The organism is Streptomyces sp. NPDC000594 (assembly GCF_040299965.1).
Taxonomy (GTDB): Bacteria; Actinomycetota; Actinomycetes; order Streptomycetales; family Streptomycetaceae; genus Streptomyces.
Map to the genome: position 1 here is coordinate 617052 of NZ_JBEPCY010000001.1, position 20485 is coordinate 637536.

13 protein-coding genes are annotated in these 20485 nt (G+C 71.7%); 12 read left to right on the plus strand and 1 reads right to left on the minus strand.

Going from position 1 to position 20485, the window contains the following annotated elements; all coding sequences use genetic code 11:
* Nucleotides 1–72: 72 nt before the first annotated feature.
* Nucleotides 73–843 (minus strand): methyltransferase domain-containing protein, encoded by a 771-nt coding sequence (locus tag ABT354_RS02235; protein WP_351487757.1) that lies wholly within the window; start codon nucleotides 841–843, stop codon nucleotides 73–75.
* A gap of 894 nt (nucleotides 844–1737) precedes the next feature.
* Between ABT354_RS02235 and ABT354_RS02240 the strand changes: the two genes are divergently transcribed.
* The 12 genes from ABT354_RS02240 to ABT354_RS02295 all read left to right on the plus strand — a co-directional run bounded on the left by ABT354_RS02240 (nucleotide 1738) and on the right by ABT354_RS02295 (nucleotide 20468).
* Nucleotides 1738–3216: a sugar transferase gene (locus ABT354_RS02240; RefSeq protein ID WP_351487759.1), complete on the plus strand. Its 1479-nt coding sequence runs from the start codon at nucleotides 1738–1740 to the stop codon at nucleotides 3214–3216.
* A 74-nt stretch (nucleotides 3217–3290) separates the two neighbouring features.
* A complete protein-coding gene (locus tag ABT354_RS02245; RefSeq protein ID WP_351487762.1) occupies nucleotides 3291–4607 on the plus strand; it encodes a nucleotide sugar dehydrogenase in 1317 nt (438 codons plus the stop codon).
* Nucleotides 4597–5931, plus strand: a complete 1335-nt coding sequence (locus tag ABT354_RS02250; protein ID WP_351487765.1) for a glycosyltransferase family 4 protein — start codon at nucleotides 4597–4599, stop codon at nucleotides 5929–5931. The genes ABT354_RS02245 and ABT354_RS02250 overlap by 11 nt, the downstream gene beginning before the upstream one ends.
* Entirely contained in the window at nucleotides 5928–7325 is a 1398-nt protein-coding gene (locus ABT354_RS02255; protein ID WP_351487767.1) for a Wzz/FepE/Etk N-terminal domain-containing protein, read from the plus strand. The genes ABT354_RS02250 and ABT354_RS02255 overlap by 4 nt, the downstream gene beginning before the upstream one ends.
* Nucleotides 7322–8914, plus strand: coding sequence for a Wzz/FepE/Etk N-terminal domain-containing protein (locus ABT354_RS02260; RefSeq protein ID WP_351487769.1), 1593 nt, complete (start codon nucleotides 7322–7324; stop codon nucleotides 8912–8914). The genes ABT354_RS02255 and ABT354_RS02260 overlap by 4 nt, the downstream gene beginning before the upstream one ends.
* A 3-nt stretch (nucleotides 8915–8917) precedes the next feature.
* Nucleotides 8918–10846, plus strand: a complete 1929-nt coding sequence (gene asnB, locus ABT354_RS02265; RefSeq protein WP_351487772.1) for an asparagine synthase (glutamine-hydrolyzing) — start codon at nucleotides 8918–8920, stop codon at nucleotides 10844–10846.
* 25 nt (nucleotides 10847–10871) lie between these two features.
* The gene (locus tag ABT354_RS02270; protein WP_351487774.1) at nucleotides 10872–13061 is read left to right on the plus strand and encodes a bi-domain-containing oxidoreductase; all 2190 of its coding nucleotides are present in this window, start codon (nucleotides 10872–10874) and stop codon (nucleotides 13059–13061) included.
* The gene (locus ABT354_RS02275; protein WP_351487777.1) at nucleotides 13058–15010 is read left to right on the plus strand and encodes an alginate lyase family protein; all 1953 of its coding nucleotides are present in this window, start codon (nucleotides 13058–13060) and stop codon (nucleotides 15008–15010) included. The genes ABT354_RS02270 and ABT354_RS02275 overlap by 4 nt, the downstream gene beginning before the upstream one ends.
* A gap of 59 nt (nucleotides 15011–15069) precedes the next feature.
* Nucleotides 15070–16581: a right-handed parallel beta-helix repeat-containing protein gene (locus tag ABT354_RS02280; RefSeq protein WP_351487780.1), complete on the plus strand. Its 1512-nt coding sequence runs from the start codon at nucleotides 15070–15072 to the stop codon at nucleotides 16579–16581.
* Between the two features lies 1 nt (nucleotide 16582).
* The gene (locus ABT354_RS02285; protein WP_351487782.1) at nucleotides 16583–17959 is read left to right on the plus strand and encodes an O-antigen ligase domain-containing protein; all 1377 of its coding nucleotides are present in this window, start codon (nucleotides 16583–16585) and stop codon (nucleotides 17957–17959) included.
* 2 nt (nucleotides 17960–17961) lie between these two features.
* Complete coding sequence (locus ABT354_RS02290; RefSeq protein WP_351487785.1) at nucleotides 17962–19236, plus strand: glycosyltransferase; 1275 nt, start codon at nucleotides 17962–17964, stop codon at nucleotides 19234–19236.
* Nucleotides 19233–20468, plus strand: coding sequence for a class I SAM-dependent methyltransferase (locus tag ABT354_RS02295; RefSeq protein ID WP_351487787.1), 1236 nt, complete (start codon nucleotides 19233–19235; stop codon nucleotides 20466–20468). Before ABT354_RS02290 ends, ABT354_RS02295 begins: the two co-directional genes overlap by 4 nt.
* The last annotated feature ends 17 nt before the right edge of the window (nucleotides 20469–20485 follow it).

Below are 20485 nucleotides of genomic sequence, written 5' to 3' on the forward strand. Positions count from 1 at the left end.
GGTTCCCTGGTGGGCGGGGCGGCCGGCCGTGGAGGACCGCCGGCCGTTGGGTGGGCGGAGGTCTTCCGAGGGTCAGGCCCTCTTGGTGAAGACCAGCACCTCCGTGGTGGCGATGCCCATGGGTGCCTGGAAGGCGGCCTCCAGGTCGCAGCCGAGGGTCGCGAAGAGGTCCACACAGGTCCGGCGGGGCATGGCGGCCGGGAAGGAGTCGTGCCCCGAGCCGCCCCGTGTCGCCCAGGTGCGGACCGCGGCGGGATCCAGACAGGTCTCGGTCATGACATCGAAGACGATCCGGCCACCGGGTCGGGTGACGCGTGCCATCTCGAAGAAGTAGCGGGCGGCGCAGAGGAAGGTCACGGTGTTGAAGACCTTGTGGGCCTGTACGAGGTCGACACTGCCGTCAGGTGTCGGCGCGAGGCTGGATCCCTCGGTCGGCTGGGCGACCACGCCGAAGGTCTCCACCAGATAGTCGGCCCAGGGCTTCGCCGTCTCGTAGATCTCGTAGCGGCCCGGTGAACACTGCTTCAGGGTCTTCTCCAGATACCGTCCGGACCCGGGGCCGATCTCCAGCACCGTCTTCGGGCCGGGGGCGAAGACACCGAGAGCGCTCAGTTCGTCGATGGTGGACTGGGTGGCGCCGGGTGTCCCGTTCATGACCGCGTCGATGTGGTCACCGACCGACAGACCGGCCGCCCGCGCGGCCCGCATCGTCGCCTCGAACGGGATGAAGTCGTCCACGCCCCCCAGGTTGTTGGTGCTGCGCACGATGTCGAATCCGGCACGTCCCAGGAGTCGCTTGACCCCTGACTTCACTATGGACGCGCTCCTGCCTGCTGCCCCCATGAGGCATGCCCCCCCAGATCGGCTCCACCCTCGCTGTCAGCATAGGATCGCCGGCCCGGTCGCGCAGGCGGGACGGCGAATTCGCCCGGTGGCGGTCGAGGGTCCGCCCTGGCGCGGCCGCCCGCCCGGAACACACCTTTCCGGCCAGGCCACCGGCCGGTTCCCGGTGGCGGCGCGGTGGTGACGGGTGGCGGCGCGGGAGCCCCGGCCGGCCCGTTGCCGCCCGTACCCACTCGGCCTCTTCGCGCACCCGTTCGGACTCCTCGGGGGGTGCTACGAGGGTGCCGCCCGGCGGAAGGTAACGAGCGTGTGTCAGGGTGCGGCCCGAATGTCAGGGCCGGGACCCCTCGGCGCGGCCCGTGAGGGCGGCCCGAAGGACCATCATCACCCCAGGTCACCGCGTGTGTCCGCTGAGTCAGGGCGCCCATGGTTGGTCATCGGTCGGTGAATCCACTGTCAAAGCTTGAACACGAATTGCACACATCCCCTCTCCATACCGGCCCCGATGGTCTAGATTGACCGTGCTTCAGCTGTTCGGGCATGAGGCGAACAGTAATGATCTTTGGGTTCGGTACCAGGGGAAGCCGGTATTCGCCTCCCCGGCGCCGGGCGTGGGGGTGATCAATTCCTGGAGCCCGGGAGGGGGCCCCTTGGGTGCGGGGAGCACTCGGGGTCCCGGCGGGTTCCGTATACCTGGAGAGCCCGGCAGGACGTAGGAGTCCGCTGCCTCCGGGGTGGGTTGTTCACAGTGCACTGCAAGCCGGGATGTCCTGCGCGGGGGGCGGGGGCCTTCCGAGGGGAGGGACAGCACGGCGCGGGAGGCGGGGGCCTCCCGAAGGAGAGGAACAGTGTGGAAGCGAACACGTTGAACCGCTGGGGACCTGGGGGGGTTCTGTGCAGCAGGGGGAATTAGCCAGCCCGTTCCCGTCGGCGCGCGGGCGTCTGGCGAACGGGGCGATCAGTCGGCCCGCGATCGACTGGGAGGAGCGGTACCGCCGTACCGTGATCATCAGCGATACCGCGGCCACCGCTTTGGTGGTGGCGTCGATCGGCAACTTCTTCGGGGCCCGGGACGCGGCCAATTGGCATGAGAAATGGGGCATTCTCGCATTCGGCACCGAGCTGTTGGTGCTGGGCGCGCTGGCGGTGAATCGAGCCTGGGCTCCGGCTGTTCTCGGCCAGGGTGCCGAGGAATTCCGCAGGCTCGGACGCTCGCTTTTCACGGCGGCCGTCGTCCTGGCACTCGGCGGGATCGCCCTCACCTCGCGCAACATCAAACTCTGGATCTTCGTGGCGATCCCCGCCATCGCCCTCATCACCATGACCGAGCGGTATCTGCTCCGTCTCTGGCTGCACAAACAGCGGAAGGAAGGACGGTGTCTGCGCCCGGTGCTCGCCGCCGGGAGCCTGGCCACCGTGCGCGATCTGATCACCCGGGCCCGTAAGTTCCCGCATCTCGGCTGGCGGGTGGACGGGGTGTGCACCACGGACGGTCTCGGACTCGACGGCGACCAACTCGACGGAGTGCCGGTGGTCGGCCGGCTGGCGGATGTCGCGGGCCATGTCCGCCGCGACGGCTACCGGGTCGTCGCGATCACACCGGACCCGCACTGGTCACCGGACCGGCTCCAGCGGCTGGCCTGGAACCTTGAGGGCAGCGATGCCGAGATGGTCGTGGCCCCGGTCCTGATGGAGGTGGCAGGCCCCCGGCTGCATGTCGACGCGGTGCTGGGGATCCCGCTGCTGCGGGTCAGCATGCCGACCTTCACCGGGGGCCGCCGGGCGGTCAAGGCGGTCGTCGACCGGATGGGCGCGGCGATCCTGCTGATCCTGCTCGCGCCGCTGATGGTCTTCGTCGGGCTGCTGGTGCTGACGGAGAGCCGGGGCGGGGCCTTCTACCGCCAGCGCAGGGTCGGCAAGGACGGCCGCGAGTTCACCATCCTCAAGTTCCGCACCATGGTCGCCGGCGCCGACCGGGCACGTGACGCGCTCGCCGACCGCAACGAGGGCGCCGGGGTGCTCTTCAAACTCCGCCGGGATCCGCGGGTGACCCGGGTGGGAGCGGTGCTGCGCCGGCACTCGATCGACGAGCTGCCACAGCTCTTCAATGTGCTCACCGGATCGATGTCGCTGGTCGGCCCGCGCCCACCGCTGCCGGAGGAGTCCGCCGCGTACGGCCCGGACATCCGGCGGCGGCTGCTGGTCAAGCCCGGACTCACCGGCCTGTGGCAGATCAGCGGACGCAGTGACCTGCCCTGGGACGAGGCGGTCCGGCTGGACCTGCGGTACGTGGAGGACTGGTCGCTCGCCCTGGACACAGTGATCTTGTGGAAGACACTGCGTGCCGTGGTCTACGGGCAGGGGGCCTACTGATGCGCGGAGATCGTCGTCCGGACGGCGCGCGGACCGCGGGCCGGGAGGGCCTGCCTGGGGGGGAGAAACGGTTCATGAAGGTCAGCGTTTTCGGGCTCGGCTATGTCGGCTGTGTGTCAGCCGCGTGCCTGGCCAGCATGGGGCACGAGGTCATCGGGGTGGACGTCAACCAGGTGAAGGTCGACCTGGTCAACGACGGCAAGGCCCCGGTGGTCGAGGAAAGGATCGGCGAGCTGATCGCCGAGGTCGTGCGGACCGGGGCGTTACGCGCCACCGCCGACGTCCGTGAGGCGATCCAGGGCAGCGAGGTGTCCCTGATCTGTGTGGGCACTCCGTCCGAGCCCAACGGCAGCCTCTGCACCACCTATCTGGAGCGGGTCACCGAGCAGATCGGCGCCGCGCTGGCGGAGCGGGGCGGGCGGCAGACCGTCGTCTTCCGCAGCACCATGCTCCCGGGCACCTGTCTGAACCTGCTGGTGCCGATTCTGGAGAAGTCCGTCGGCGGAACGGCGGGAGTGGACTTCGGGGTCGCGGTCAACCCGGAGTTCCTGCGCGAGGGCACCAGCGTGCGGGACTTCTTCGACCCGCCCAAGACCGTCATCGGCGAGATCGACCCGGCGAGCGGCGACGCGGTGCTGGCCCTCTACGACGGCCTGCCCGGCGAGGTGTTCCGGGTGCCGGTCCCGACGGCCGAGGCGATCAAATACGCGGACAACGCCTTCCATGGCCTCAAGGTCGGCTTCGCCAATGAACTGGGCGCGGTGTGCCAGGCGCTCGGGGTCGACTCCCACCAGGTGATGGATGTCTTCCTGGCCGACCGCAAGCTGAACATCAGCCCCGCCTATCTGCGGCCCGGCTTCGCCTTCGGCGGCTCCTGCCTGCCCAAGGACCTGCGCAGCCTGGTCCACGCGGCCCAGCGCGCCGATGTCTCGGTGCCCATCCTCTCCAACGTACTGCCCTCCAACTCCGCCCATCTCCAGCGGGCGGTGGAGCTGGTCGAGCGCACCGGGAAGCGCCGGGTGGGCCTGTTCGGGCTCTCCTTCAAACCCGGCACCGACGACCTCCGCGAGAGCCCGCTGGTCGAGCTGGCGGAGAGACTCTTCGGCAAGGGGTACGACCTGCGGATCCACGACGCCAATGTGAGCCTCTCCCGGCTGCTCGGCGCGAACCGCGAGTACATCGAGACCCGGCTGCCGCACCTCGCGCAACTCCTCGCGGACTCCGTCGAGGAGGTGCTCGAACACGCCGAGGTGTGTCTGATCGGGACCAGGGATCCGGCCGTGCTGTCGGCCCTGCCCCATGGCGACGGCCCGCTGATCATCGACCTTGTCCGCCTTCCCGACGCCGAGGCGCGCCGGACCGAACCGGGGTACGTCGGCCTTGCTTGGTGACCATTCGTTCGATGAGACATCCGGCGGTGACCGGCCGGGCCGGCGTGCGCTGATCCTGGTGGAGAACCTGTCGGTGCCGTTCGACCGGCGGGTGTGGCAGGAGTGCCTGACCCTGCGCGACGCGGGGTGGGAGGTCCATGTCATCTGCCCCCGGGGGAGCAAGCGGGACACGGAGGCGGAGGCGGTGATCGACGGGGTGCGGATCCACCGCTACCCCCTGCGCGCGGCCACCGGAGGCCCGGCCGGCTATCTGCGGGAGTACGGATCGGCGCTGTGGCACACGGCCCGGCTGGCCCGCAAGGTCGGCCCGGTCGATGTGGTCCATGCCTGCAACCCGCCCGACCTGCTGTTCCTGCCGGCTCTGTGGCTGAAGCGGCGCGGTGCGCGCTTTGTCTTCGACCAGCACGACCTGGTGCCCGAGCTGTATCTCTCCCGGTTCGACCGGGGCGAGGATCTGCTCTACCGCGCCGTGTGCGCGCTGGAACGGCTGACCTACCGCACCGCCGATGTCGTGCTCGCCACCAACGAGAGCTACCGGGACGTCGCGATTCGCCGTGGCGGTCAACGGCCGGAGGATGTCTTCGTGGTGCGCAGCGCGCCCCAGACCGATCGGTTCCAGCCGGTTCCGCCCGAGCCGGAGCTGAAGCGCGGCAAGTCCCATCTGCTCTGCTACCTCGGTGTCATGGGCCCTCAGGACGGTGTCGACTACGCCCTGCGGGCCCTGGCGAAGCTCCGTGACGAGCAGGGGCGGACCGACTGGCACGCGGTGTTCGTCGGCTCCGGCGACGCCTTCGACGCGATGGTGGAGCTGTCCCGGACGCTCGGTCTCTCCGACCAGGTGCAGTTCACCGGGCGCATCCCCGACGCCGACCTGGTGCGCTATCTGTCCACCGCGGATGTATGTCTCTCCCCCGACCCGCGCAATCCGCTCAACGATGTGTCGACGATGAACAAGGTCCTGGAGTACATGGCGATGGGCCGGCCGATCGTCTCGTTCGACCTCCGGGAGGCGCGGGTCTCCGCCGGTGAAGCGGCGCTCTACGCGCCCGCCAACGACGAGGCCGCGTTCGCCGGGCTCATCGCGGAGCTGCTGGACGATCCGGAGCAGCGGGCCCGGATGGGGAAGTTCGGCCAGGAGCGGATCAGCGGACAGCTCGCCTGGCGGAACTCCCAGCGAGCCCTGCTCGCCGCCTATGACGTCGCCTGCCGCGACCACACTCCGGTGTTGGCGGGCGGCGCGGTCCGGACAGGAACGGCAGGCAGGGCAGGCACGACAGGCACAGCACAGAAGACAGGAAAGACAGGGAAGTGGCCGCGCCGTTGAGCGATGACACGATACGCCTGGTCACGATCGGGCGGATTATCCGTCGGCGGCGGCGGCTCCTCACCATCCTCGCTCTGGTGGGCGCGCTCGTCGGCTACGGCACCTCGGTGCTGTTCCCACCGCGTTACACGGCGTCGGCGTCGGTCCTGCTGCCGGGGCAGTGGGAGCAGCGCGAGCTGATGACCCAGGTCGAGATCGCCACCAGTTCGGCGGTGGTCGACCGCACGGCCGCCACCCTCGGCTGGCGGGGCGTCAGCGGAGCCGGGTTACGGGAGCGGGTGAGCGCCAAGGCATCGGACGGGAACATCATCACGATCTCGGGAACGGCCGAAACCCCGGAGCGCGCCCAGCGCCTCGCCGACCAGGTGGCGCAGCAACTCGTCGCCTTCGCCGCGCGGATCGCGGGCGACAGCACCGACACCGAAGAGGCCACCGGGCCCGAGACACTGCGGCAGAAGGTGGAGGAGACCCACCGCCGCATCACCGACCTGGCCAAGGCGGCCGATCCGGGGCAGACCGTGGAGAGCGTGCAGGCCCGTACCGCGCTGGAGAAGCTGCGCACCTCGTTGCAGGAGGCGATGGAGAAGCTGGACGAGGCCGACCCGGCGAACAACAAGGCCGGCCTGGTCGTCATGGGCCCGGCGGTCCGGCCGACCGGTGCCGCGCCGCCGACGAGAACGCAGCTCATCGCCGCCGGGGCGGTGCTGTTACCCCTGCTCGCGGTCATCGGCCATCTCGCCGCCGCACGGATGAACCGCCGGCTGCGCACCGAACCGGAGATCGCCTCGGCGCTGGGCTCGGCGGTTCTGGGTACCGTCGATGTGCCGGGTGAACGGAGCGTGCCGCGGCCGGAGGGCCGTGACCCGCGGGCCAGGATCCGCCGGCTGCTGGAGGTCGACACCCGGTGGGACGTACCGGCTCCGCGGAGCTCCGGCGACGAGGCCAGCAGACGGACCCGCTACCAGCGGGTGTGCGCCCGTCTCCGGGAGCAGCTGCCCGCCCCCCGCCGGCTGCTGGTGGTCGTACCGGACGGCGACGAGATCGCCCGGCGGGCCGCCGGACACCTCGTCGAGGAGGCCGGGACCGATCCTTCCCCCGCCTCCTCGGGCAAGGGAGACCCCGTGCTGCGGGTGGTGGAGGTCTCGGTGGACCGGCCGATGGTGCCGGACCGCGACACCGAGTCCGGTGCCCTGGTCGTCCTCAGCGCGGGCAACTGGACCGCGGGGGAGCTGGCCGGTATCGCCGGGGCCTGCGCGGACGGCGGGCACGAGGTCGTCGGCGTCGTCGTCGCCGGCCCGGTCCGGGCCCGTCCGGCGCCGCCCGACGGCCGTGCCGAGGACAAGGCCACCCCGGCGCTCACGGCCAGCGGCCACGCTACGGGGGAGTCAGGGTGACAACGAGCACGACCTCGGAGCCGGCGGCAGCCGCTCCGCTGCTGGACCTGCACGCGCTGGTGGTGGCGGTACGCCGACGCAGCCGCCTCTGGTGCGCCACGGCACTGCTGGGACTGCTGGGCGGTGTGGCGGCGGCGGTCCTGCTGGTACCGCCGCCGACCGCGGTGACCAAGGTGCTGGTCGCCCATCAGGAGGACCACCCCAACGACACCGGAACCCTGATGCGTACCGACATCGCCCTGCTGGGGACCACACGGATCGCCGGCAGGGCCCTGGAGACCCTCAAGTCCCCGCAGGACCCCGAGGAGTTCCTCGGCGAGTACCGGGGGACCGGCCTGACCAACAATCTGTTGCAGATCGATGTGACGGGGAAGAGCGACGCGGACGCGGTGGCCCGTGCCAAGGCGCTGGCCGACGCGTTTGTCGCGGACCATGTACGGCGGCTGCGGGAAGGCGCGACCGCCGAGGCCGAGGCCCTCCTCGACCAGCGTGACCGGATGAGGAAGGAACTCGCCCGGGTCAACAAGGAGATCGGGGACCGGTCGCCGGGGAACGACCAGGAAGCGTCGGCGGACGACCGGAGGGCGTCGGCGAGCACCGAGTCGCTCTTCGCCCGCCGGGCCGAACTCAACTCACGGATCGCCGACTTCGACCAGCGCGCCGCGGAGGCCCGTACCGGAAACCCCCGGGTCATCGCCGGCACCCAGATCGTGGACGCCCCCCGCGCGGTGCGGCACTCCCTGCCCAGGTCCGTGGCGACCAACGCCGCGATCGGGCTCGTCCTCGGGCTCGTCGCCGGAATCGCGCTGGCCGCGGTCGGCGCGGTGGTGGCGGACCGCCCCGTACTGCGCCGGGAGATCGCCGCGAATCTGGGCGCCTCGGTCATCGCGGAGCTGCGCCGGGTGCCCCGCCGGCCGGGCTGGTGGCGGCAGCTGCGGCGGACCCGGGCGGCACGCGACCGGCTCACCGCGACCCTGGCCCGTACGGTACGCGGCTCCACGGAGCCCGTGTCGCTGCTGGAGCTGGGCTGTGCGCGCGGCACGGGCGCGATGGCCCTGGACCTCGCCGAGGCACTGGCGGCGGAGGGGCCGGTGGTCGTTGTCGACGGCCTGCCCGGCCCGGAACTCACCAAGATCCGCCGGAAGCCGGACGGCCCGGCCGTGGTCGGCGGCGAGGAGGTCGCGACCGTGCCCCACGACACCCGCCGGATCGGGGTCGGCTCGGTCGCGCCCGGCACGGCATGGACCGATCTCCGCTACCTCGGCGGCCGGACCGTGCTCGTCGTGCGGGCCGGGCACGGCAGCGCCGCATGGCTGCACACCGTGGCACGGCAACTCGCGGACCAGTCCATTCCGGTGATCGGTGTGGTGCTGATCGACCCCGATCCGCGGGACCGGACCGACGGCACGCTCTGGGACGGGCAGCACTTCGCGCTGCGTGGCCATGACGAGCGGTCGGCCCGGCAGAACGGAGCGGGCCGGCTGCGTACGGAGCTGCTGGCCCGGCAGAACGGTACGGGCCGGCTGCGGACGGAGCGGCTGTCGACGCCGGCCGCACCGGGCCCGGACAGCGACCAGGAGGCACGGTAGAACATGTGTGGCATCGCAGGCACGTACCGATGGCCGGACGGAAAGGCCGTGACCGACCGGCTCACCGACATCCTCGCCCACCGGGGTCCGGACGGGGCCGGCCGGTACAGCCACTCCGTCGGCGACGGCGAGGTGCACCTCGGGCACCGCCGACTGGCCATCATCGATCTGTCCGAGGCCGGCGCCCAGCCGATGGTCTCGGACGGCCTCGTCCTCACGTACAACGGCGAGCTGTACAACGCGCCCGAACTCCGTACCGAGCTGGCGGCCACCGGGGTGCGCTTCCGCGGCACCTCCGACACCGAGGTACTGCTGGAGGCCTGGCGGCGCTGGGGCACGGACTGTCTGCCCCGGCTGCGCGGCATGTTCGCGTTCGCGGTCTTCGACGAGCGGACCGGTGAGCTGGTGCTCGCCCGCGACCAGCTCGGCATCAAGCCGCTGTTCCTGCTCCGGCGCGGTACGGGCCTGATGTTCGCCTCCGAGCTGAAGGCCCTCGCCGCCGTCACCGGCGGATCGCTGGAGGTGGACCACGCGGCGCTGGTGGCCTCCCTGCTGTACTACTGGGTGCCGGACTCGCGCTGCGCCTTCCGTGAGGCGGAGAAGGTGCCGCCGGGGAGCTGGCTGCGGTGCCGGCCCGACGGCCGGGTGGAGCGCGGCCGGTTCTGGAACCTCCGGGAGGTCGCCGAGGAGGGCCGGGAGCGGGCCCGTAGCGGCGAGCTGCCGGACCTGGCCGCCATCGTCGAGGAGTCGAACCGTCGGCATCTGCTCTCCGACGTACCGGTGGCGACCTTCCTCTCCGGCGGGCTGGATTCCAGCTATCTGACCGCGCTGGCCGCCCGCCACCAGCCCGGGATCTCCGCGTACACGATCGGCTTCCGCGCCGAGGACGCCCGGTTCGAGGCGATGCCGGACGACCTGCGCTACGCCCGGCAGGTGGCCGAGCGGTTCGGGGTCGATCTGAAGGAGATCGAGATCGCCCCGCAGGTGCTCGACCTGCTGCCGAAGATGACGTACCACCTGGACGAGCCCATCGGCGACCCCGCCGCGATCAACACCTTCCTGATCTGCTCGGCCGCCCGGGAGGCCGGGGTCAAGGTGATGCTCTCGGGCATGGGCGCCGACGAGCTGTTCGCCGGGTACCGCAAGCACCTGGCCAATCTGCTCGCCGTGCGCTACCAGCGCGTCCCGGGGCCCCTGCGGCGCGGACTCTTCCAGGCCGTGGACCGGCTGCCGGTCGCCACCTCCCGCCGGGGGTTCCGGTCGGTCCGCTTCGCGAAGCGCTTCCTCTCCTTCGCCGGTCTGCCGGAGGAGACCGCGTTCCGGCGCAGCTACACCATGTACGACCAGGAGGAGCTGCTCGGCCTCATCAACCCGGACCTGGCCGGGACGGTCGACGACGTCCTGACCGAGCACGCCGACATCTACCACGACAACGACCTCGACGACTTCGTCAACCGCATGTGCCTGGGCGACGCCCGGATGTTCCTGCCGGGGCTGAACCTCGCCTATACGGACCGGTCGAGCATGGCCGCGTCGACCGAGGTACGGGTGCCGTATGTGGATGTCGAGGTGGTCAGGGCGGCGTTCGCCGTCCCCGGTGACCGCAAGATCGTCGGACGGCAGGGCAAGGCCGCCCTCAAGGAGGCGGCCACCTCGATCCTGCCCCGGGAGATCGTGTACCGGCCCAAGGGCCTCTTCAGCGCCCCGCTGCGCGCCTGGATGAGCCGGGATCTGGCGCCGCTGGTGCGCGAGGTGGTCAACGACGGTGTGCTCGTCCGTTCCGGCTTCCTGCGCCGTGAGGCGCTGGCGCGGATGGTCGCCGAGGACGCCGCCGGGCAGCGGGACTTCTCCAAGCATCTGTGGCATGTGCTGACCCTTGAGTACTGGTATCGCTCCGCCACCTCTGGCTCCGGCCAGAGCCGGGCGGCCTGAAGGCGTGGAAACAAGAGGAGCTCGGGTGAAACAGGTTGTGCAGAACTACAAGAGCGGCGAGCTGGCGCTGCTCGACGTGCCGGTGCCGGGGTGCAAGCCGGGCGGGGTACTGGTCCGGAGCGCCTTCTCGCTGATCTCCACCGGGACCGAGCTCATGAAGGTCTCCGAGGCCGGTATGTCGATGCTGGGCAAGGCCCGCTCCCGGCCGGACCAGGTGGCCAAGGTCATGCAGAGCGTGGCCACCAACGGGGTGCCCGCCACCTACCGCAAGGTGATGGGCAAGCTGGACTCCTACACCCCGCTGGGCTACTCGCTCTGCGGAGTGGTCGAGCAGGTCGGCCCCGGGATCGACGATGTGAAGGTCGGCGACCTGGTGGCCTGCGCCGGCAATGAGCACGCGCTCCACGCCGAGGTGAACTGGGTACCGAAGAACCTCTACGCCCGGGTGCCGGACGGCCTCGCGCCGAGCCACGCGGCCTTCGGCACCGTCGGGTCGATCGCGATGCAGGGCGTCCGCCAGGGCGAGCCGCACCTCGGCGACGTGGCCCTGGTCATCGGCCTCGGACTGATCGGGCAGCTGGTGGTGCAGCTGCTGACCGCCTCGGGAGTCCGGGTCATCGGCGTCGACCCCGATCCGTCGCGCTGCGATCTCGCCGCGCGGCTGGGCGCCGAGGCCTGCGGCGATCCCGCCTCCGCGGCCGTGGAGAGCGCCGTCGCCGAGATCACCGACGGCCATGGCGTGGACCAGGTGTATCTGGCCGCGGGCGGCGGCAGCAACCAGCCCGTCGAGCTGGCCGCCCGCCTCTGCCGGGACCGCGGCCGGGTGATCGACATCGGTAAATGCCGGCTGGACCTGCCGTGGAACGCGTACTACGAGAAGGAGCTGGAGGTCCGCTTCTCCCGCTCCTACGGCCCCGGCCGCTACGACCCGGAGTACGAGATCGAGGGCCGGGACTACCCGATCGGCTATGTGCGCTGGACCGAGCGCCGCAATCTGGCGTGCTTCCTCGACCTCCTCGCCCGGGGCCGGGTCGATGTGGAGCCCCTGGTCTCCCACATCGCCGACTTCGACGACGCCGTCGAGACCTACCGGAGCCTGAAGGAGGGCGAGCTGAAGGCCGTGGCGGTGCTCTTCCGCTACCCCGGCGCCGACGGGGAGACGGCCGGGGCGGAGCCCCCGGCGGTGGCCGTGCCCGCGGTGCGGCGCGGCGGCGGAGCGTCCACCCCGGCCCGGTCCGCCCAGGCGCCGGTGCGCCTCGGCTTCATCGGCGCGGGGAACTACGCGACCTCCATGCTGCTGCCGCATCTGGCCGGGCGGGACGGTGTCGAACTGTCCACGGTCGTCACCACGACGGCGCTCTCCGGGGTCAACGCCCAGCGGAAGTTCGGCTTCGCCGAGGCGACCACCGACCTCGACACCCTGCTCGGCGACCCGTCCATCGACGCGGTCTTCGTGGTCACCCGGCACAGCTCGCACGCGGCGCTGACCCGGAAGGCACTGCTCGCCGGCAAGGCGGTCTTCGTGGAGAAGCCGCTGGCGCTCACCGAGGAGGAGCTGGCCGGCGTCCTCACGACGGTCGAGGAGTCCGGCAACGACCGGCTCCAGGTCGGCTTCAACCGCCGGTTCGCGCCCCTGCTGCGGGAGGCCAGAAAGCGGTTCGGCGCCCGGACCGGCCCGGCGAGCCTCCGCTACCTGGTCAACGCGGGCCGGCTCGACCACGGCAGCTGGTACCTCCAGCAGAACACCGAGGGCTCACGCTTCGCCGGCGAGGGCGGGCACTTCATCGACACGGCGAGCTGGCTGCTCGCCGCCGACCCGGTCTCGGTGTACTCGGTCGCCACCTCCGGCAACGACGACCTCCAGATCGTCCTGGGCTACCCGGACGGGTCCACCGCCACCATCAGCTATGTCACCACCGGCCCGGCCGGCTTCCCCAAGGAGACCCTGGACCTGATCGCGGACGGCAAGGTGCTGCGGCTCGACGACTTCGTCCGTGCCTCGGTGTACGGTCCCCAGCGGTGGAACAGCCCCCGGCTGTCCAAGGCCCGTGACAAGGGCCAGCGCGCCGAGCTGGACGCCTTCCTCACGGCGGTCCGGACCGGCGGGCCGATGCCGGTGCCGCTGGAGTCACTGGTCGCCACCACGGCGGCCACCCTCGCCGTACGGACCGGCCTGGCCGCCGGCGCTCCGGTGACCCTGGCGGCGGCCCGATGACCACGAGCCCGGGCTGGTATCTGCGGCGGCTGTCCCGGATGGGCCCCCAGGAGATCGGCGGCCGGGTGGGCGACACCGTGCGCAGACGGCGGTGGCGGTCCGCCCTGCCCGACTGCCCGCGGGTGACCGGCGCCCGCTTCACCGCCGTCCTGCCCGCCGGGACGGTCGACGCGGTGCCACCGGACGCCGCGAAACGGCTCACCGCCGAGGCGGACCGGCTGCTGGCCGGCCATGCCGAGTACTTCGGGGTGGAACGCGACGACCTGACCGACCCGGACTGGTCCTACGACCCCAGGACCGGGCGCCGGGCCCCCTCCGGCTACGCCTTCGACGTGCCGTACCGCAGCGAGGACGCGGTCGGGGACATCAAGCAGATCTGGGAGCTGTCCCGGCACCACCACCTCACCGTGCTCGCCGCCGCCTACGCGGTCACCGGGGACGAGCGGTACGCCGAGCGCGTGGCCGGACACCTCCGGTCGTGGTGGGCGGCCAACCCGCCGCTGCGCGGGGTGCACTGGATCAGCGGCATCGAGCTGGGGATCCGGCTGCTCTCCTGGGTGTGGATCCGCCGGCTGCTCGACGGCTGGCCGGGCGCGGCCGGGCTCTTCGAGGGCAACCCCGTGGCGATCCACCAGATCTGGCACCACCAGCGCTGGCTCGCCGCCTTCCCCAGCCGGGGCTCCTCGGCGAACAACCACATCATCGCCGAGACCGCCGGGCAGGCCGCCGCGGCCTGTGCCTTCGACTGGTTCTCCGAATCGGCGCGCTGGCGGGACGACGCACTGCGCTCGCTGGACCGGCAGCTGCGGAGCAACACTTTCGGCTCCGGCCTCAACCGCGAGCTGGCCAGCGAGTACCACGGACTGGTCCTGGAGCTGGGCCTGGCCGCGGTGGCCGAGGCGGACACCGCCGGTGTGCCGGTCCCCGCCACCCTCCGGCTGGTACTGCTGCGCATGACCGACGCGCTCGCGGCCGTCGTGGACAGCCGGCTGCGGCCGCCGCGCCAGGGGGACGCGGACGACGGGCACGGTCTGGTCGTGGACGGCGCGGGCACCGACCGCTGGGCCTCACTGCTGGCCACCGGGGACGCCGTGTTCGGCCGGCTCGCCTGGTGGCCGGAGGTCACCGGCACCGATGTGCGCACCCCGCTGCTGGCCGCGCTCATCCGGCCCGGGGCACCGGCCGTGACCCGCCCGGCGGACCGGCCCGCCCACTTCGCCGACGCGGGGATGACCATCCTGCGCGGCCCCGGGGAGATCTGGTGCCGCTGCGACGGCGGCCCGCACGGCTTCCTCTCCATCGCCGCGCACGCCCACGCGGACGCGCTGTCCGTGGAGGTCCGGCACGACGGGGTCGATGTACTCGCCGACCCGGGGACCTACTGCTACCACGGGCAGCCCGAGTGGCGGCAGTACTTCCGGTCGACCCTCGGCCACAACACCCTGCAACTGGACGACGCCGACCAGTCGGTCTCCGGCGGCCCGTTCCTGTGGACCCGGCACGCCCGCAGCCGGGTCCTGACCGCGGACACCTCCGAGGGGGGCACGGCCCGCTGGTGCGCCGAGCACGACGGCTATCCGGGCTCGGTGCACCGCCGCCGGGTGGAGCTGACCGCCGCGAGCCGGGAGCTGCGCGTGGTGGACGAGGTACGGGGCCCGCGCCGGGCCGTCCGCCTGGCGTTCCACCTCGGTCCTGCGATCACCGCGGAGCTGGTGGGGAACCGGGCGGAACTCACCTGGACCCGGGACGGCGAGGACCGCTCCGCGGAGCTGGAACTGCCCGACCGGCTCTGCTGGCGGGCGCATCGCGGGGAGACCGATCCACCGCTGGGCTGGTACTCCGCGGGCTTCGGGCGCAAGGAACCCACCACGACGCTGGTCGGCACCGGCTTCGCCGACGGCACCGCGCCGTCGGGGGAGTTCACCACCGTACTCAGGTTCCGCGGTTAGGGAGTTCTTGTGGATCAGGCCGGATCGACTCCGGAAGAGACGACCTGGGAGGGGGACGGGTGGGGATCACATGGCGTAACTGGGCGTTGCCGGCGGCGGCGCCGGCACTGCTGGCGAGCGGCTGTGTGAGCACACAGGGCGCCCCGGCGGAATCGGCCGCCACGCCCTCCACCTCCGTGGCCCGGGTGTGCGCCGAGCCCGTGGCCGGGCCGGCGAAGGCGCCGCCGGGCGCGGTGACGGTCGACCCCGCGGTCGTCGGCGACCTGGCGGCGAAGACCCGGAACAGCCCCCCGGCCACCACCTTCTGGCTCCGGCCGGGCAAGCACCGGCTGGAACCCGGCCGCTACGCCCAGGTCGTCCCCAAGAAGGGGAACCGCTACCTCGGCGCGCCGGGCGCGGTGCTCGACGGCCGCAGGACCAACCAGTACGCGTTCGGCGGTGCCGCCCCCGATGTCACCATCCGCCATCTGACCGTGCAGCGCTTCGTCGCGCCGCACAACGAGGGCGTGGTCAACCACGACTCGGCCGACGGATGGGTGATCGAGCACGCGACGATCCAGCACAACTCCGGCGCCGGGCTGATGGCCGGTGCCCGTCAGCAGGTCCGTGCCAGCTGTCTGCGCGGCAACGGCCAGTACGGCATGAACGCCTACAAGGCCTCCGGCGGGGTCAGGGACCTGGTGGTCGAGGGCAACGAGATCGTGGGCAACAACACCGACGACTGGGAGCGGCGGCGGCCGGGCTGCGGCTGCACCGCGGGCGTCAAGTTCTGGGCCGTCGACGGTGCGGATGTACGGGGCAACTGGGTGCACGACAACCGCGGGGCCGGGCTGTGGGCGGACACCAACAACAACGACTTCCGCATCGAGGGCAATGTGCTGGACGCCAACGACGGTGCCGCGCTGATCTATGAGACCAGCTACAACGCGGTCATCCGGAAGAACATGATCCGGCGGAACAACTGGGTCGAGGGCCGCAAACACGCCGACGGCGGCGACAGCTTCCCGTACGCGACCCTCTATCTCTCCGAGGCCGGCGGCGAACCACGGATCCCGGCCCGTACGGACCGGATCGAGATCCACCGGAACGTGCTGGAGAACAACTGGTCCGGCATCACCCTGTGGGAGAACGCCGACCGGTTCTGCAACAGCCCCGCCAACACCTCGTCCGGTGTGTGCACCCTGCTCGTCAAGGACCCCGACCGCTGCGCGCGGCCGGCCATCGCCACCGCACCCCTCTACACCGACTGCCGGTGGCGGACCCAGCGGGTGGAGATCCACAGCAACCGCTTCGTGCTGGACAAGTCCGTCGTCGACTGCACAGTGAAGTGCGACCGCATGGCGGTGCTGGCCAACTACGGCACCTATCCGGACTGGTCGCCGTACCACGGTGAGGGGGTGGCCCGTGCCATCACCCACCGGCAGCGGAACCGCTGGCACGACAATGTCTATCTCGGGCCGTGGAAGTTCGTCGCCCACGATCCGAGCCGGGTGCTCGACTTCGGACAGTGGCAGGTCACGCCCTATACGCAGGACGCGGGCAGCACCTTCGACCCCCGGGCCGGTGGTTGAGATGGGCGGCGAGCCGCGGCGGGACGGCCCGCCGGAGGGACCGGACACGGCCGGACCGCACACAGCCGGACCGCACACAGCTGGATCGGATACGGCCGGATCGGATACGGCCGGATCGGATACGGCGGGACCGAACACAGCGGGACCGCAGCCCGTCACCGTGCCCAAGGCGGTCGGGGTCGTCTGGGGCCTGCTGATCCTCAACACCCTCGGCTCCGCCGGGGCGGAGACCATCATCCCGCTGCCCCGCTCCCTCATCCAGATGGTCACCATGGGCGCCCTGGTCGCCGCGTTCGCGCTGGCACTGGCGCTCAACCCCCGGCTGCGCATCCGGCCCAGCTCCTATGTGCTCCTGCTCACCCTGCTGCTGGTGCCGAGCGTGATCTCCAGCCTGCGGCTGGAGTCCGGGTTCGGCGCGCTCTTCCGCTGCTTCCGGCTCTCCCTCTTCGTCGGCACCCTGTGGCTCCTCAGCCGCTGGTGGGACGGTAGACCGACCTTTGTCCGGCACCACATCCGGATGTACTTCGCGGTCCTCGGGTCGGTCGCCGCCGGCGCGGTCGTCTCGCCGGGCGCGGCCCTGCCCGATCTCTACGGAGGGCGGCTGGTCGGCGCGCTCTGGCCGCTCACCCCGCCGCAGATCGGCCAGTACGCCGCGGTGATCATCGGGCTCACCGTGCTGCTCGCCCTGGGCCGGCGGACCACCGGGGCCGGCGCGGCGGTGATCATCGTGCCGTCCTTCGTCCTGCTCGCGCTGACCCATACCCGGACGGCCACGATCGGCCTGCTCGGCGGGCTGGTGCTGGCGATCGGCTCGCTGATTCTGACCAGCTCCGCCGCCCGCCGGTTCTTCGCCTGGACGGTGGTGTGCGCCACGGTGGCCGCGGTGGCGTTCAGCTCCGCCGTGCAGACCTGGTTCCTGCGCGGCCAGAGCCAGGAGAACTTCTCCAACTTCACCGGCCGGGCCAAGGTCTGGGACGCCCTGCTGGCGGCCCGCCGGACGACCTCGGAGCATCTGTTCGGCGCGGGCCTGGGCGACAAGTCGTACGGCGGGCTGCCGATCGACAACAGCTGGCTGGCCGTCTACCACGAGCAGGGTCTGACCGGCGCCGTCATCGTGGCGGCGATCATCATCGTGCTGGGCGGCGTCGCCCTGCTGCGGCCACCGTCGCTCTCGCGGGCCTGCGCGATCTTCCTGATCAGCTACTGCGCCATCGCCTCGTACACCGAGGCCGGGCTGGGCGACGCCTCGCCGTATCTGCTGCATCTGGCCGTGGCCGCCTCACTGCTGGCGGCACCTGCCACGGCCGCGCCGCCCGCGCCGCCCGGCCTTCCGCGACGACGTCTCCCGCGCTGGGCCCGGGGAACGGAGATGACCTGACCATGCACATCCTCGTGGTGCACAACCGCTACTCCTCGGCACAGCCGAGCGGCGAGAACAATGTTGTCGACCAGGAGGTGGGGCTGCTGCGCGCGGCCGGCCACCGGGTCGAGCTGTTCGAGCGGCGCAGCGACGACATCGCCACCCGGTCCCTGCCGGGCAAGGTCGCGGTGCCGCTGCTCGTGCCATGGAACCCGGCGGTCCGCTCGGAGCTGGCCGGCCGGCTCCGCGGCGAGCGGCCGGATGTGGTCCATATCCACAATGTCTTCCCGCTGCTGTCGCCCGCGGTGCTGGCCGCCTGTGCCGACGCGGGTGTGCCCGCCGTCGCCACGCTGCACAACTACAACCAGATCTGCCCACCCGGCACCCTCCAGCGGGACGGCCGGCCGTGCACCGAGTGCGTCGGCTCGGGGCCGCTGCCCGCCGTCCGGCACGGCTGCTACCGGAACTCCCGGCTGGCGACGGTGCCGCTCGCGGTCAGCCTGTCGGTCAACCGGCGGCGCTGGTGGTCCGGTGTGGAGCGGTTCTTCTGCATCTCGGCGGCGCAGCGTGATGTCCTGGTACGGGGCGGTATGCCGCCCGAGCGGCTGGCGGTCAAGCACAACTTCGTCCCCGACCCCCAGGACCGCCGGACGGGACCCGGCGAGTACGTCCTCTACCTCGGCCGGCTCGCGGAGGCCAAGGGGGTGCGGCTGCTCATGGCCGCCTGGGACGAGATCACGGCGGGCGGTGGTGTGGGCGTGCCGCTGGTGATCGCCGGCGCGGGGCCGCTGGAGCCGGAGGTGACCGCCTGGGCGGCGGGCCGGGAGGACGTGCGGTATGTCGGCCTGTACGACCCGGAGGAGTGCCGGCGGGCCATCGCGCGAGCGGTCGCCGTGGTGGCTCCCTCGACCTGGCTGGAGGCGTTCGGCCTGGTGGTCGTGGAGGCGATGGCGGCGGGCGTCCCGACCGTCGCCGCCGGTCACGGCGCCTTCGTCGAACTGGTCGAGGACGGGGTGACCGGGCTGCTGCACCAGCCGGGCGAGCCCGCCTCGCTCGCGTCCTGTCTGCGCCGGATCGCGGGCGAGCCGGCCCGCAACCAGGAGATGGGCCAGGCGGCCCGGCGCCGGTACGAGTCGGGCTTCAGCCCGGCCGTCGGCCTGGAGCGCCTGGTGGATGGATACCGCACCGCGATGGCGGGTCGGTCCGGCGGCGGGGACAGCCCGCCGCCGGTGAAGGACGGAAGCACTGGCTCGCGGCGGGGGAACCCGCGCGGGCAGGGATGGGGCAGTCAATGACAGAATGCCGACTCTGCGGCTCGGCGGCGCTGGTCAGCGTGGTCGATCTGGGAGCGACCCCGCCGTGCGAGAGTTTCCTCGCCGCGGACCAACTGGACCAGCCGGAGCCCGCGTACCCGCTGCATCTGCGGGTGTGCACCGACTGCTGGCTCGCGCAGATCCCTCCGCTGATCACCCCGGAGGAGACCTTCACCCAGTACGCGTACTTCTCCTCGTACTCGACCTCCTGGGTGGAGCACGCCCGCACCTTCGTCGCCGACGCCGTACAGCGGCTGGAACTCGGCCCCGACTCCTCGGTGGTCGAGGTCGCGAGCAACGACGGATATCTGCTGAGGCATCTGGTGGACCGGGGGATCCGCTGCCTCGGCATCGAGCCGTCGGTGAATGTCGGGGCCGCGGCGCGGGAGGCGGGTGTGCCCACGCTCACCGCGTTCCTGGACCCGGCCACCGGCGCCGCCGTCCGCGCCGAGCACGGCCCGGCGGACCTGGTCGTGGCCAACAATGTGTACGCGCACATCCCCGATGTGGTCGGGTTCACCCAGGGGCTGCGGGCGCTGGTCGCCGACGACGGCTGGGTCTCCATCGAGGTACAGCATCTGCTGACCCTGATCGAGCAGAACCAGTACGACACGATCTACCACGAGCACTTCCAGTACTACACGGTCGCGTCCGCGATCCGGGCGCTGGCGAGCGGGGGACTCACCCTCGTGGACGTCGAGCTGCTGCCCACCCACGGCGGCTCCATCCGGCTGTGGGCCCGGCCGGCCGAGGTGGCGGGCGAGCCCTCCCGGAGGGTGGCCGACGTACTGGACCGGGAGAAGTCCGCCGGGCTCCAGGAGCTGTCCGGGTACACCGAGTTCTCCGCCCGGGTGGCCAAGGTACGCCGGGACCTCCTGCGGTTCCTCATCGAGGCGGCCGAGCGCGGTGAGACGGTCGTCGGCTACGGCGCCCCGGGCAAGGGCAACACCCTGCTCAACCACTGCGGCATCCGGCCCGACCTGCTCCCGTACACGGTCGACCGCAACCCCTACAAGCACGGCAGATTCACCCCGGGCACCCGCATCCCGATCCTGTCGCCCGAGCAGATCGGCACCGACCGGCCGGACTATGTCCTCGTCCTCCCCTGGAACCTCCGCGACGAGCTGGTCGAGCAGCTGTCCTTCGTCCACGCCTGGGGCGGCCGGCTGGTCTTCCCCATCCCGGAACTGAGCATTGTCGAGATCACCGCATGAGAGATCACCCCATGAAG

What these genes read in the sequence shown, in the direction of transcription:
- ABT354_RS02285 (WP_351487782.1), top strand. Translation starts at nt 16,583, where the DNA reads ATGGGCGGCGAGCCGCGGCGGGACGGCCCGCCGGAGGGACCGGACACG.
- ABT354_RS02275 (WP_351487777.1), top strand. Translation starts at nt 13,058, where the DNA reads ATGACCACGAGCCCGGGCTGGTATCTGCGGCGGCTGTCCCGGATGGGC.
- ABT354_RS02295 (WP_351487787.1), top strand. Translation starts at nt 19,233, where the DNA reads ATGACAGAATGCCGACTCTGCGGCTCGGCGGCGCTGGTCAGCGTGGTC.
- ABT354_RS02290 (WP_351487785.1), top strand. Translation starts at nt 17,962, where the DNA reads ATGCACATCCTCGTGGTGCACAACCGCTACTCCTCGGCACAGCCGAGC.
- asnB (WP_351487772.1), top strand. Translation starts at nt 8,918, where the DNA reads ATGTGTGGCATCGCAGGCACGTACCGATGGCCGGACGGAAAGGCCGTG.
- ABT354_RS02245 (WP_351487762.1), top strand. Translation starts at nt 3,291, where the DNA reads ATGAAGGTCAGCGTTTTCGGGCTCGGCTATGTCGGCTGTGTGTCAGCC.
- ABT354_RS02235 (WP_351487757.1), bottom strand. Translation starts at nt 843, where the DNA reads ATGGGGGCAGCAGGCAGGAGCGCGTCCATAGTGAAGTCAGGGGTCAAG.